Source organism: Reticulibacter mediterranei (assembly GCF_016587455.1).
The window spans coordinates 222,190-236,804 of record NZ_BNJK01000003.1 but is presented as its reverse complement, the minus strand read 5'-3'; the positions used below and the strand labels follow the sequence as shown (position 1 = coordinate 236,804).

At 52.0% G+C, this 14,615-nt stretch carries 6 protein-coding genes; all 6 read left to right on the top strand.

Annotated elements, in window-relative coordinates; translation table 11 throughout:
- The first annotated feature begins 174 nt into the window (after positions 1–174).
- The 6 genes from K3T83_RS53890 (at position 175) to K3T83_RS53865 (ending at position 14,486) form a co-directional block, all read left to right on the top strand.
- The gene (locus K3T83_RS53890) at positions 175–1,071 is read left to right on the top strand and encodes an HNH endonuclease (RefSeq protein ID WP_220211396.1); all 897 of its coding nucleotides are present in this window, start codon (positions 175–177) and stop codon (positions 1,069–1,071) included.
- Between the two features lie 102 nt (positions 1,072–1,173).
- The gene (locus K3T83_RS53885; protein WP_220211395.1) at positions 1,174–2,412 is read left to right on the top strand and encodes an NAD(P)/FAD-dependent oxidoreductase; all 1,239 of its coding nucleotides are present in this window, start codon (positions 1,174–1,176) and stop codon (positions 2,410–2,412) included.
- Positions 2,413–2,990: 578 nt separating this feature from the next.
- Positions 2,991–6,518 (top strand): integrase repeat-containing protein, encoded by a 3,528-nt coding sequence (locus K3T83_RS53880; protein ID WP_220211394.1) that lies wholly within the window; start codon positions 2,991–2,993, stop codon positions 6,516–6,518.
- 349 nt (positions 6,519–6,867) lie between these two features.
- Complete coding sequence (locus K3T83_RS53875) at positions 6,868–9,567, top strand: serine/threonine-protein kinase (RefSeq protein ID WP_220211393.1); 2,700 nt, start codon at positions 6,868–6,870, stop codon at positions 9,565–9,567.
- 246 nt (positions 9,568–9,813) lie between these two features.
- The gene (locus K3T83_RS53870; RefSeq protein WP_220211392.1) at positions 9,814–11,904 is read left to right on the top strand and encodes a protein kinase domain-containing protein; all 2,091 of its coding nucleotides are present in this window, start codon (positions 9,814–9,816) and stop codon (positions 11,902–11,904) included.
- A gap of 233 nt (positions 11,905–12,137) precedes the next feature.
- Positions 12,138–14,486: an NACHT domain-containing protein gene (locus K3T83_RS53865; protein WP_220211391.1), complete on the top strand. Its 2,349-nt coding sequence runs from the start codon at positions 12,138–12,140 to the stop codon at positions 14,484–14,486.
- The last annotated feature ends 129 nt before the right edge of the window (positions 14,487–14,615 follow it).

Genomic DNA, 14,615 nt, shown 5'->3' with positions numbered 1-14,615 from the left:
AAATAAAGATCGCAGGCAAGCTGTTCATTTCTTTCTGTTCTAGGCTGTTTCAAGAGAATGTCGTTCCCTGCAGACCTCTCTCAAATATTTGTATGAGAATATACTCAATGAGCAATAAGTTGGAGTAGAATGAGAAGAAAAGAAAAGGAGATCTTATCCAAGGAGGAACTATACATGGCAACGTTGGCCCTTGAAAGCAAATCGTTGATGCTGGCACCCATTTGCGATGGTGATCAGATTGCTGCCGCTCTTTTAGATTATCTGTATCTCTATTTTCAAATACCAAGTCCCTACGAATTGTTTTTCAGAACGCTGGAGCGCAATTACACCGATGTCATTTCTCCTGATTTCTATCAATACTTCCTCAAAGACTTTCAGGCCCCTTTCAATCTTGATTATGAGCGTTATCCCGATACCTGGTTGAGCATGACGTTAGCTGAACTGCACGATGCAATGAGAAGACAATTCACATGGGGAAGCGATCTTTCAAGAGAAGACCTGATCGAAGGACTGAAGCTTCTTCAAAACAAAGGATATCTGTCTCTAGAAGATTGGGATCTTTTCGAGGATGGATTGGATCAAGCGCTCCAGTCAGAATATCATGGTGTTGCCAGTCCGGTGATTACCTGCTGGCTCTATCGAACACGCGTCGATGCTGCTGTCACAGCCTACTACAGCAACCAGGTAGTCACGGCGCCAATTGATGAACGTATTGATGTCAAAAGAGAAAAGCGGATCGTCAATAGCCAAGTCCATCGTGCCAGGCGAATTGGGCAGGCTGCATCACTCACATTTGAGGAGTGGGTAGAAACACTTCGTCAGTTCAACCTCTGCTGTGCATTTTGCCAGACTGGACCATATGAAGTATTGGAGCACTTCCTTCCGATTATTCACGGTGGGTCAAGCAGCTCCTTCAACTGCCTTCCAGCGTGTGAAATTTGCAATGCTCTCAAAAATGAGCGTTTACCACAGGAATTTGCTGGAGACATCGGAGAGGAGCGTCTCCAGATGCTTCAGCACTATCTTGAACAAAGAAGGCAGCAGTGGCTACAGAAAAGGCAACAGGAATGAGAGTAATTCTGTACAAGGACGATGTTCTTGTTGAAAGACCGTCTTTGTCCACAGCCTCTGAAACCTCTGTTTGGTTTCTTCTAAAGAGAAAGGATTGTTAGTATGGATAGTGTGCCTCCTTCCTATTGGCAGCGTACTACCCCAACGGTTGCGCTTGCCTCTGATCTCCCTTCCTCCGTCGAGGTTGCCGTGATTGGTGGAGGTCTTCTCGGGACGGCAGCCTGTTATTGGCTGGCACGTGCGGGTGTCCCTGTTGCTTTATTGGAGCGTGAAGCCCTCGCCTCTGGAGCTTCTGGGCGCAATGGTGGGTTTGTGCGGATTGGGTCAGCAGGCTCGTATGTTGAGGCGAAGGAACGCCTGGGGGCAGAGACCGCCCGGCAAGTCATGAAGATCACCACAGAGAATCGCGCATTGCTTCGACAGGTGCTTGCTGAGGAAGCAATAGCCTGTGCGTATCGGGAACCCGGTTCTTTACGCCTCGCGCTTTCCGAAGAACAGGCCCTCCGGTTCCGCAGGGAGATTGCTGAATTGCAGGCTGATGGCTATGACGCACGCTGGTTAGACCGAGCGCAAACGCAGGAACTGATTCAGACCCCGCTCGGAGACGAGATCGTTGGTGCGCGTTTTCGTCCAGAACAAGGACTTGTCCACTCGGCTCTCCTGGTCCAGGGGCTTGCCCAGGCTGCCATGCGGCATGGAGCATCTTTGTATCAGGCAGAAGTGCGTATGGTGAACAGCGAAAAAGAGGGACTTCTGCTCCAGACCACCCAGGGTACTCTTCTGGCTCACCAGGTTATTCTCGCTGTCAATGCCTGGACCAGCCAGTTGCTCCCCAAACTGGCTCCGTTCCTCGTGCCGGTCCTCGAACAAATGCTCGCCTATGCACCACTGCCGCCGCTTTTTACAGTCGGCATAGGAGTTGATGCGGTTGACGGGGAGTATCTCCAGCAGACTCCTGATGGCTCGCTGCTGGTAGGGGGGTGTGGTATCCTTGCGCCAGAGGGAGGTGTCGGCATCTGGGACCAGCGACCGCTTGCGGTGGTTCAGCAGGCACTGGAGCAGATTGTGCCGCGTCTGTTCCCCCAACTTTCCTCTCATCTCCGGGTTGCTGCCCGCTGGGCTGGCCTGATGGGATGTGTCAGTGATGCGCATCCGATTGTCGATAGAGCAGAAGGTCTTCCTGGCCTGTTCTTTGTTGGGGGCTTTTCTGGACATGGCATGCCCTTTGGTCTGCGGCTCGGACAACTGCTTGCAGACAGTGTCACGAACGGTGCCTTGGCGACGGACCTGTGGGCCTTTCGCTTGGATCGCCCCTCGCTCCTTCCCTGGTCGCACCTGTAAAAGAATATCGTGACAAAGTCAGAGGGAATGTGTCCTGGGGATGCTCCTTTCACCACAGGCAGATGGGGAAAAAGGGTGTATGTGGTGGGTACCTCTCTGAATCTCAGAAACGACATGAGCGAAACCCAGTCAGTTCGCTCATGTCGTTTCTGAGTTATGGCGGAATTATGAGGAGTACCTGCGTTTCCAACATCCAGGAGACTCTTTGGACGCTGTACGAGCGTGAAGCCTCCCGTATGGGATTTTGTGTCTCCCTGACCTTTCGTCCTCTCTGGAGAGAATTGTTGTGTTTACCCATGTTTTTCCTCTGTTGTTCCCGTCTTGCTCCCATGTTTGCTTGCTACAGTGTGGGTATCTATCGTCTTCCTCTTACGTAGGAAGTCCAGCGTCACCCCGAAACCGGAACGTGTGGAAAATGCCCGTTTGGTTCTCGGCGATCTCCGAAACAAGGAAGCGCAATGAGGTGGCTTCCCACAAGGATTTGGGTTTCCTTTGAACATTTCCTTTCGCATGGAATCATCACGATTCTGGAGGCACGCTGGAATTCCTGACGTATCGTGATGAAAGAAGGACAGGAGATGACCATACAGTGGCGTCCGTTTGCTGAAGCAAGAGACTTTGTACGATCCTTGAAACTCACCTCCTATCAGGAATGGAAGAGGTATTGCCGTTCTGGCCGCAAGCCAGTGGATGTGCCTGACTATCCTGATCAGATCTATCGCCCCTCTTTTCTTGGCATGAGAGACTGGCTTGGCATTGATGAGAGCGCACCTTCCAGCCCATCATTTCGCTCGTTTGAAGAGGCACGAGCCTATGTGCACTCCCTTCATCTCAAAAACTATAAAGCGTGGAGGGTCTATTGCCAAAGTGGTCAGCGACCGAAAGATATTCCCTGTTATCCTGATCGTACGTACACCGCGGATTTCATCGGATGGGGCGATTGGTTGGGGAATGGGGAACTGGCCAAGAATCACCGAATCTTTCAGTCATTCCAGCAAGCCCGCGCTTTTGTGCATACGCTCTGCCTTCGGAATAGAAAGGAGTGGAATGCCTATTGTCGTTCCGGCAACAAACCAGCGGACATTCCAGCCGTCCCTTCCCATGTGTACGGCGACGCCTTTGTCAGTATGGGCGATTGGTTGGGAAGTGGAACGGTTGCCCCACAAAATAAAACATGGCGTCCCTTTGCCCAAGCACGCAGCTTTGTGCATACCCTGGGCCTTCAGAATAGCAAAGAATGGAGCACGTATTGTCGTTCCGGCAACAAACCAGCGGACATTCCAGCCGCACCTTCCCATGTGTACGGCGACGCCTTTGTCAGTATGGGCGATTGGTTGGGAAACGGAATGATTGCGCATCAAAACAAGACATGGCGTCCCTTTGCTCAAGCCCGCAGCTTTGTGCGAACGCTGGGCCTTCGGAATAAAAAGGAGTGGAAAGCGTACTGCTGCTCCGGCAACAAACCGGAGGATATCCCGAGTGCCCCTGATCAGGTGTACGGCGACGCCTTTGTCAGCATGGGCGATTGGGTAGGGACCGATTTCGTTGCGAGCTCGAAAAGAGTGTATCGATCGTTTCTCGAAGCCCGCGCCTTTGTGCGAACGTTGGGTCTTGCCAGTGGAAGAGAATGGAGCATGTATTGTCGCTCTGGCAACAAACCGGAAGACATTCCAGCGACGCCTCGGAAAGCCTACCAGACTGACTTCGTGAGTATGGGGGATTGGCTTGGAACGCATACGGTTGCCTCTCAATATAAAATGTATCGACCGTTTCAAGAAGCACGGGCTTTTGTGCACACACTGGAGTTACGGGACGAGAAGGAATGGAGCACGTATTGTCGCTCTGGCAACAAACCGGAAGACATTCCAGCGACGCCTCGGAAAGCCTACCAGACCGATTTCATAAGTATAGGGGATTGGCTTGGAACGCATACTATTGCCACATTCAAGCGATCCTATCGCTGCTTTCAAGAGGCACGAGACTATGTGCGTGCCCTTCGACTCACAGGCAATGAAGCGTGGAGGGCCTATTGTCAAAGCGGCCAGAAGCCTGCTGATATCCCGAGTCATCCTGATCGAACGTACCAATCGGATTTTAAAGGATGGGGCGATTGGCTCGGCATCATCAACAAGTGGAACAGCAACGCGTTGCTCTCGCTGCTGGAAGATCTTCAATCAGCGCTCCCGCATCTTTCGGAACGTGAGCTTTATATCGTCCTTCAGCAGGGAGGAGCGCTCCCAGCCTTGCGTCTCGCCCTTGGGGAAACATCAGTGCTTCCGGTGTTGCAGCGCATCTTCACTGGGGAAGGCGTCGTCAGGCAAGCCCTCCAGAAGCTCTCCGATGAGGATTTGGAGCGCTTGCAAGAGGGTGCTGTGGACAACGATGCCCTCGTTCCAGAGCATCTTGCTGCCGAGCAGTCGGCTTTGCTTGAGACCGTCCTGAACGCAGACAGCGAGCGAGCGGCTGGTGTCGATACTCAGGCACTCCCACAACGAAAGATCCATCTTCACCTGATGGATCGTCTTGCACAACTTCCTGGGGGGCTTGATGATGAGGCGGCAGACTATCTGGTCGCCAGTCGAGTCAGCTTGCTCTGGGACATCTACAGCGCAGAGGGATCAGAAGCGGTGACCGACCTGTTGGGTGCAACAGAAGAGGAGGGACACTTCTTCCTGGAAGTGAAACGTCGCTTCATGGACGAGGTCGAGACCATGAAGCGTCTTGATTGGACCGAAGGGTGGGCTTTTGCTGTTGATGGACAACCAGCTCGTCCAAACGTCATGCAACGGAGAATTGCCTCCATGATTCAGGAGTATCGCCGTGTTGGTAATTGGTCGGGGGTAGGTGCTGGAAAGACGATCTCCGCCCTCCTGAGTGCACGGGTGTGCAAAGCGCATATGACACTGGTGGTGACCAACTACGCAACCGTCGCCGGATGGCAAGAGAGCATTGCCAAGGTCTATCCGGATAGTCTGGTCTCAACCGATCTTGCCATGGTGAATGCGCCCACAGATCCCCACCAGTATTGCTATCTGATCCTCAACTATGAGAAATTTCAAGGCTCTGGTCGGCACCGCCTGGTGGAGCAGTTGCTGAGACTGAAGATAGATTTCATTGTCCTGGATGAAGTCCAACTCGTCAAGCAGCGTGACCGAACGATCAGCCAGCGAAGCCTCGCCGTCGGGACACTCATCAGAGAGGTGGCTGCACACAAGAGCGATCTGCGTGTCCTGGCCATGAGCGCGACTCCAGTGATCAATACATTACTTGAGGCGAAGCGCCTGTTAGAACTGACGACCGGTATACCTTTTCCAGATCTTGGAATCGCCCCGACGGTCAATAATGCTCTGGCGATGCACCGCGCCCTCTTACGCTATGGGTTCCGCTTTCGCCCACCCTATGAGCAGGAAATGCACCTGCGCCTCCTTCCAATACGATACAATGAACTACCAGAAACACTCGCCGCCGCACAATCCAGTGCGCTTGCACTGGAACAGGCTTTGCTTCCAGCAAAACTGGACGCGATTCAGTCCTTTGTGCGACCTGGGACGCTCATCTCTACCCAGTATGTGGAAGGCATACTCCCAGTGCTTGAACAGTCCATAAGGAACCAGGGCTTCTCCGTTGGTTTCTATACTGGTGCCGACAAATCAGGCCTCCAGCCATTTCTAGATGGCAAGATAGACGTGTTGCTTGGAAGCAGTGCGATCAGCACAGGACTCGATGGCCTCCAACAACGCTGCGATCGCATCATCGTGGTCAGCCTTCCCTGGACAGGGGCAGCGTTTGAGCAGATCATTGGACGGGCGAGACGACAGGGCAGTCGCTTCAAGGTCATTGAGATCATCGTTCCCCAGATCATCCTGGAAGAGGATGGAGCGCGCTGGTCCTGGGACGAATATCGTTGGGACATCATTAGCGCCAAGCGTAGCTTATCCGATTGTGTACTAGATGGTCGTATTCCAGAAGTGATTCGCTTCGATGAGCAGACGTTGCTCCAGCAGAGTCGCCGAGCGCTACAAGCATGGATTGACCGTGTTAAATGGAAGGAGACACACAGGGTCCCGTCGTTAGAAGCACTGCAAGAGATGGCACATCTTGCTTGAATGGGAACCATCACCTTCGCCTCCCCGTCGTCGTGTCCTCAATGTGTTGACGCCTCGTATCGAGAGCGCTCACGCGTGACCTGCTGGGGAGGCGAATAGAGCAGTTCACCGTCTTTTGAAGCAGCAAAGAGAATGATTATGATAGGAGAGAATCCATGCTTATCCCAGAAATGTTCGTAGAACGGTAATAGCTACCCATCAGTGCGTTTCCAAAGAACCCATGCTATGAGCAACAAGGAACGTGTCTCATAGCATGGATATTCTTTGGAACAAACGGTAATATAGACAAGAAGAACGATGTTGTGTATCTTGCCTGAAAAGTGAGAAGAGTTGGAAAGGATCATCCTGCATGAATGGAGAGGCGTATCCAAAGCAGATTGTCAATTATCGTCTACTGACAGAAATTGATGCCGGAGGGTCCGGGATCGTGTATCTGGCAGAACATCTAATTCTTACCGAGCGGAGAGTGGCGATTAAACTACTGCACACGCACCTGACTGCATCAGAGGACCGAGACCGATTTCTCGATGAGGCTAAAGTCCTCTATAAATTACAGCATCCTCATATCCTCCCATTGCATGATGTGGGCTTTCATGAACAGCGACCCTACTTGATCACTGATTATGCTGATGGAGGGTCTCTCCGCGATCGCCTTGAGCAGCCGTTGCCCTGGAGTCAGGTGCTCTCAATTCTCCAACAAATTGGAGAAGCCTTGCAATACGCTCATGACCAGGGCATTGTCCACCGCGATCTCAAACCGGAGAATATCCTCTTCCGCGCAGATGGTCATGCCTACTTAGCCGATTTTGGCATCGCGCAAGAAGTGAGTAAACAGCGTGATACTGAAGTGGTTGGCAGTGTTGACTACATGGCCCCCGAACAATTTAAGAGGATCATTTGCAAAGAAATTGATCAGTATGCTCTGGGATGTATTGCCTACGAATTTCTGCGTGGGCACGTCCCCTTTCAAGCGGCAACTCTCCAGGAGTTGCTTCATTTGCACGCAACCGAGATGCCCCCCTCACTCATCGCGGTGAAACCTTCCCTTCCCCCGGCGATTGAGCAGGCCATTTTTCGAGCACTGGCAAAAGATCCCGGTGCTCGCTTTGCCAGTGTCCATGAATTTCTTCAGACCCTCGCCCTGGTTCCTGCACAGCACCTCTCTTTGATGACTTCTCCTCTTGCTCACAGTCACGAGAAAACAACCAGAGAGTGGGTGCAGGAGGGAGAGAGGCAGCTCTCTGCACAGCACCCCAAGAAAGCACTTGATGCCTTTACCCAAGCGCTCACCCTTGATGCTGACAACCTGGCCGCCTGGATCGGAAAAGGAAAAGCTCACTATCAACTGCAACACACGAAAAAAGCAGCAGAAGCCTTTGAGCATGTCCTCTCAGGAGAGCCCCATCAGTGTGAAGCGCTGTTGTATAAAGGACATCTCCTGGCACAACAACGGTCCTCAAAAAAAGCATTGGAGTGCTATGATGAAGTCCTGCGTTTTGACCCTCAGAACGCAGACGTCCATATGGTGCGGGGAAAACAGCTCTACGCGCTCAATCGTTTTCAGGAAGCGCTCCAGGCGTACGAGCGTGCCAGCGCTTTGAAGAAAGAGATTGTCACGACAGACTATTTAGCGTCTCTTGGCGATGTCTATTTCTCGCTTGAAAACTATAGCGATGCATTACAGGCCTACGATAAGGCACTTGTAGGAAGCCCGAAATCTTTTGCTTATCGATGGAAAAAAGCAAAAACGCTTCTTGTTCTTGAAAAGTATAAAGATGCTCTTGCTTTGTATGAAAAGTTGTTGAAGACCCCCTCTCTCTCAGGAATACAGAAGGATGAGTGTCTTTCTGGGAAGGCTAAGGCGCAGTTTGAACTCGAAAAGTATGCTGAAGCCTACACCACCATCACAAAGTGTCGAACCATGGGGCAAGACTGGTCATTTTTCTTCTTGAAAGGATTAATCTGCTTTGAACTGGAGAAATATCAGGAGGCGTATAACAATTTCACGAGGGTTCTTGACTTTAAGAAGAAACATCAGGAATCATTATATAATATTGCGGTGGTATTTTTTAACGTCAAACAATATGAAGATTGTCTGAAAGCTGCTATCCGTCTGCTTTCGTTCCATGAACAGTATGCTGATGGCTGGTACATCAAAGGAGAAACGCTCAAACAATTGCAACACTACCCAGAGGCTCTGGACGCATACAATCAGGCGATCGAGCTGAGATCGTATGACCCGAAAGCGATTGTTGGCAAAGCGCGATGCCTGGCTGACTTGCATCGCTATGAAGAAGCGCTGGAGGCCTACGAGCGCAGCCTTGTCCTTGATCCACATCGGGCAGATCTCTTGAGAGAAAAGGGGAACATCTATCTGCAAGAGAAGCGTCTTCTCGAAGCTTTCACTACCTACATAAAGGCCTTTCACCTCCAACAAGAGAAGACGATCCAGACGCAACTGCTCAACGTTATTCGTCAAATGGATGCTCCCACGGCGGAGAAAGTCCTCTCGACGTTAGAGAACCTCATCAAAAAATACCCTCGCCTCTCCTCCTTCTATACACACAAAGCCCAGGCACTATTGCAACTGCAACGATATGAAGATGCTCTTGAAACAGCGGAGATTGCACTGGCTGCCGATGACAAAGACGCAGACGCGCTGAGCATCAAAAGCCTCGCCCAGAGAATGATCAATCTGCGTCGATCCTTCTCCGAGAGTAGTTCTCCACAAGCCAAACCTCCGATGAGTGCTTCAGTTCAGCCTGCTAATGTTTCTTCCGCTTCTCCTCACCTGAGCCTGCCGCCAGCTCCGCTCTCTCAAGAGAACCCCCAGTCATCTGGGGCTCCTCTTGCGGCAAGCAGCCCTCTCTCGTCCCACGCCCCTCCATCGCTTCCTGATGAGCAAACTACCTCTGCTGCACTATCTGAAGCTCCACAAGCGACGCCTTCTGTGCATCCCGCTTCGAGTCAAGCCACTCCTGCGGCTTCCTTGCCGCCTCAAGAAAAAGGCTCCTGGTGGAATCGCTTGATGAAGAAATTTGGTCAATAGCACTGCTGCACCAGGCAAGAACAAGCGGCGTGAGTGATACATTGTTTGCTCTTGCCTGCATTCTTCCTCCCCTTTCTGTTTTGTAGGAAAAACAGCCCATCCCAGATAGCCCACGCCTGCATTCATTTTGATACATAAATACCTTGCCGCATCTTTTCAAAGATTCGATAATAAGAAAGAGGAATTGCCAAAAACGGAGAAACATTTTTCAGGTGATAGCTCAAGAGCAAGGAGGAAGAGTCTGCTATGGAGTATCGTGGACGACAGCTTGGGAGTTATTATTTAGACCATTTGCTTGGTCGAGGACATTTTGCGACCGTCTACTTAGGCTACCATACCTATCTCCAGATGGCGGCTGCGGTAAAAATACTTTCGGAGTGTTCTGGAACATCTGACACCTTTCTCACTGAAGCTCAAACGGTAGCCAAATTACATCACCGTCATATTATTCGCGTCTTTGATTTTGGGGTGGATGAGACAACACAGGCTCCCTATTTTGTGATGGAATATGCGCCCTATGGATCTCTGCGTCAGCTGCATCCACGCGGTAGTATCCTTCCACTTCCAGCTATTGTATCCTACGCGAAGCAGATCGCCTCTGCTTTGTATTATGCGCATGAGGCGAAACTTGTGCATCGGGATGTCAAACCAGAGAATATCCTTTTGGGGAAAGAGAATGAGTTATTGCTGAGCGACTTTGGCATTGCCGCTCTTGCACATTCCACCGCCTCACTCCACACGCTCGACCCGGTTGGAACGCCAGTGTATATGGCTCCTGAGATGTTTGAAGGGAAACCACGCCCTGCTTCTGATCAATATGCCCTGGCGGTGATGGTGTATGAGTGGTTGTGCGGCGCTCCCCCTTTCCAGGGAGATGTCCTCCAGTTACTGCATCAACATGTGCATACTCCCCTCCCTTCATTACAAGAAAAAGGGATTGATCCTGCCATTGAACGGGTTGTCAGCCAGGCGCTCGCAAAAGACCCACACGCACGATTTGAGCATATACAAGCGTTTGTGAACGTCCTGGAACAGGTCTGTTTGCCTCATCCTGTCTCGCTGCAATCCACGCTTCCCGTCTCTTCATCATCCACCCCTCTCGTTGCATCTCGTGATGCGAGCAGGAAGCACCAAGAGCCACAACGGTATACCATTCTTGATCTAGGAACGACGGTCGTACGAGCTGTGCTTGTCGAGGTAAGCGGAGAGGAGCAGGTCGAAATTTTGGGCTACGGATCGTGTGAGCAGCAGCGTGGTGCTATGGACGCAGGGCGTATTTGTAATATCCCAAGTGTCATCGAGACGAGCAACAATGCTTTGCTCCTCGCAGAAAAACATGCTGGTGGGGCCATCGCACCACAGGCAAGCATTGGTGTGTCGCATCCAGCCATACAATGCGTTTCCCTTCCGGTAGCCAGCAAACGGCGGTATCCAGGAAAGTTGATTACTGCCGAAGAATTTGACGTGTTACTCTCCACTACCCTCAGTAAAGCGCATGAGCAAGCCCTCGAACGGTTCGATAGAGCAACAAGGGTTGCACTCGGAGAGCTATATGTGATGCACCTGGCGGCCCTTGATGTGCGAGTGGATGGGCAACAGGTGTCGAATCCATTGGGATTTTGTGGTCAGTATGTCACCTTCACCTTGACGGCAACATTTGCGCCTCGGCTCGCATTAGGAGCTATTGAAAGCGTTGCACAGGGACTCGATCTCACATTACGGAGTATTTCAGCACCTATTCATGCTGTGGCCTCGTACCTCTTCCGATACGAGGAGGACGAGCATGAGGCTCTGCTCATCGACGTTGGTGGAGGAACAACACAACTTGCCTGGACACAAGCAGGGGTGATTACCAAACTCTCCTGCATCCCCTTTGGAGGAAAGCGTATCACACAACAGCTTGCTCGGCAGGAAGGGATAGACATGCTACGAGCGGAAGAACAGAAGCGAGCAGCTCATCACTCTCCTCGTCTCCTCGCATGTATCCAGAAGGCATATCAACAGTGGTTGGAACAGATTGCTCGCTGCCTGCTGAACATGGCAGGAGAGGGCACATTACCTCCTGAGATACACATTTTTGGCGGCAGTGCGAACCAGCCTGAATTTTGTACATTGCTCCAGGAGCCATCCTGGAAAGAGCATCTTCCCTTTTCCAGACCGCCTATGGTCCACTTTATTGATCCGACGAAGAAGCATCTGGTCAGCGATCCAAAGCGGTCCCTTCTTCACCGACAGGATTTCGTCCTCCTTGCATCAGCGTATTCGGCCATCTCTTTTGAACAGGAAAACTTCTTATCAAGAGCGTTGGATCGTGCAATCCAGCGCCTCTCCCTCTGAAATGTCGTAGTTGCTCTGGCGAGCGTCTCCACTTCAAAACGCTTGCTTCTGAACAGAGGAAAGGAGAGGCAAGAAGCACGTACTGCCTCTCCTGCTGACGCCTGGAGCGAGGACAAAACCAAGGAATGCAGAGAGACGTGGTCGGGCTTCCTGAAAGAGTCCCTCTTCTATGGTATAGTACAAGCACAGGCGAATGTCAGCATGCAAAAACAACGTAACTGAAGGAACAGGAGATGGCAGACCCACGGCAACAACCGAAGGCATCTGGACGTTCTGGTTGGGTGCGTCTTTGTCGATTGCTCTGGCGTGGCCTCTGTTTCGTCTGGGTGGCGATCCTCTTGAATCTGGGCACCAATATTGTCTCCACTCGGCTTACCTCTCAGACCGATTTTCCTGCTTCAGCTCCGGTGGGCTGGTTGCTTGAGCACCTTGTCCTTGTTCTCATCGTCGGTGCCTGCTTGCTCTCGCTCACAGTCATGTGCGGCCTGCTCGGCTATCGCGAGCGAGAGCAAGCCCCTGCTTCTTCATTTCCACTCTCGCCACGACAACGCACCATGTTGATACGAGGCCTTCAGAAAGAATATGAGAGACGCTTTGCACAAGCACTCCCAGGCATTCCGCTTCTGAGCGTTGCATTGCATGAGTGGACAGATCTGGTCCAATCTTCCGCCCAGCAGGTGTTTCAACGGATGGATCTGGCTCATGCGAGACCACTGCCACCTGGTACTACACTTATTGAGGTGTATGATGAGGCAGGCCACGGCTTGCTGATTCTGGGAGCGCCTGGATCGGGCAAAACCACGCTTTTGCTTGATCTCGCACGAACATTGCTTACGCGGGCTGGTCAGGATCTGGAGCACCCCATTCCGGTGCTGCTCAATCTCTCCTCCTGGTCTAGGAAGCAAGCGCTTGCTTCCTGGCTCGTCGAGCAGATGAGTCTTGTCTACAGCATTCCAACACACATAGGCCAGACGCTGTTGTATCATGGGTTGTGGCTTCCATTGCTTGATGGTCTAGACGAAGTTGACGCATCAGCACGAACCGCGTGTATCCAAGCCATTGTGGCTTTCCGCAAGGAACACTTTCTGTCGCTGGTCGTCTCCTCTCGGAGCCAGGAGTATGTGATACAAGAAGAACGGCTCTCCCTGCCGAGTGCTGTGGTGCTTCAGCCTCTACAACCGGAGCAGGTGTTGGATGTATTTGAACAGCTTGGGGATTCGATGAAGACGGTACGAGCAGCTCTGGCGACTAATGCGTTGTTGCGAAACCTTCTCACAACACCTTTGATAGTCAGCGTCATCCTCCAAACGTATCAGGATGCTCCGCTCAGTGATCTTCTCCAACGGGACCAGAAGGCGATCCAACAGCACATATTTGAACGCTACATCCAGCGTGCGCTTCGCCCCCTGAGCCACCGATATGCAGAGGAACAGGTGCGAACCTGGTTGATCTGGCTCGCACAGCACATGCAACAGCAACACCTCACAGAATTTTATCTGGAATGGCTCCAATACTCCTGGCTTCCAACAACGTGGGCGCAGCTGCTCGATCGTGTCTGTGCGGGCTGGCTTGCTGGATGGTCGTTGGGACTGCGAGCTGGAATATGCTTAGGGCTGTGCTCCTGGCTCTTTCTAGGACCGAGTATCGGAATGCTCTGGGGAGGAGTAAGCATGCTGGTCGTGGGATGTTCCGCAGGGGGTCTTGTGGGGTGGATACCAAGACCTCTTGACGACTGCTTCACATGGAAAGGGATCTGGAGGATGGGAACATCCATGCGAGTGCTTGTCGTGCTGGCAATCATCGGGAGCGGCCTGGTGGCAGGAGGACTTTTTGCCCTCTTCTTTGGAGTGGTCTCGGGTCTAGGATTTGGCGTCCTCGATATGCTGGCCTTTGCGCTCGTCCTGGGTCTATTCGACAGATTTCTGCGTTGGCTGATCCAAGAGTTCTCCACTGCTCGACGATCTGTGCGGCGTCCTATTCTTCCTCACGAGTTGTTGAGCTGGTCTCGGAAAGGCATTTTTCCGGGACTGCTTGCTGGATGGGGGGGAGTGCTACTGATTTGGCCATTGCATGGGGTCTATGCTGGACTTTTCGTTGGGGTGCTCAGTGCCCTTGCGGTGGGACTGGTGGGTGGTCTTTCCAGTCAGCAGATCAAGGAAGAACACCGCATGGCACCGAATCAGGGGATACGCCGATCAGGAGGGAATGCCTTGCGAGTAGGCTTGGTGATCTGGTTGGCCTTCGGATTCCTGTTCGGAACTGCATTTGCCTTCTTCTTTGGGCTGGCCTCGGGCATAGGATTTGGCCTCCTGGGTGGACTCTGCCTCGCGCTCTTCTTTGGGTTCAGCTTTGGTGGAAATGACTTTCTGAGCCATTACCTTGTGCGATTGCTCTTGTGGAGAAGTGGAGCATTGCCGCTTGGCGCTGTGCGTTTTCTGGAAGAAGTTACTGTGCATCATCTCTTGCAACGTGTGGGAGGAGGGTATCGTTTTGTCCATCCCCTCATCCAAGAGCACCTTGCTTCCCAGGGTATCCAGGGTCAGTCGCCATCCTCTCAGCAGAGGTCGTTGAATGAAGGTTGACCGTCTTCTCAAGCGATCATCTTCTCAGCAGAGATGAAGCAATGTGTTGCTCTTGTTTTTGAGCAAGAAGCAATCAGTGAGTCGCAGGGCGATGGCGAGCGCACGAACCCCTGTGCCTATCGGCTTCCT

What these genes read in the sequence shown, in the direction of transcription:
- K3T83_RS53865 (WP_220211391.1), top strand. Translation starts at nt 12,138, where the DNA reads ATGGCAGACCCACGGCAACAACCGAAGGCATCTGGACGTTCTGGTTGG.
- K3T83_RS53880 (WP_220211394.1), top strand. Translation starts at nt 2,991, where the DNA reads ATGACCATACAGTGGCGTCCGTTTGCTGAAGCAAGAGACTTTGTACGA.
- K3T83_RS53890 (WP_220211396.1), top strand. Translation starts at nt 175, where the DNA reads ATGGCAACGTTGGCCCTTGAAAGCAAATCGTTGATGCTGGCACCCATT.
- K3T83_RS53870 (WP_220211392.1), top strand. Translation starts at nt 9,814, where the DNA reads ATGGAGTATCGTGGACGACAGCTTGGGAGTTATTATTTAGACCATTTG.
- K3T83_RS53875 (WP_220211393.1), top strand. Translation starts at nt 6,868, where the DNA reads ATGAATGGAGAGGCGTATCCAAAGCAGATTGTCAATTATCGTCTACTG.
- K3T83_RS53885 (WP_220211395.1), top strand. Translation starts at nt 1,174, where the DNA reads ATGGATAGTGTGCCTCCTTCCTATTGGCAGCGTACTACCCCAACGGTT.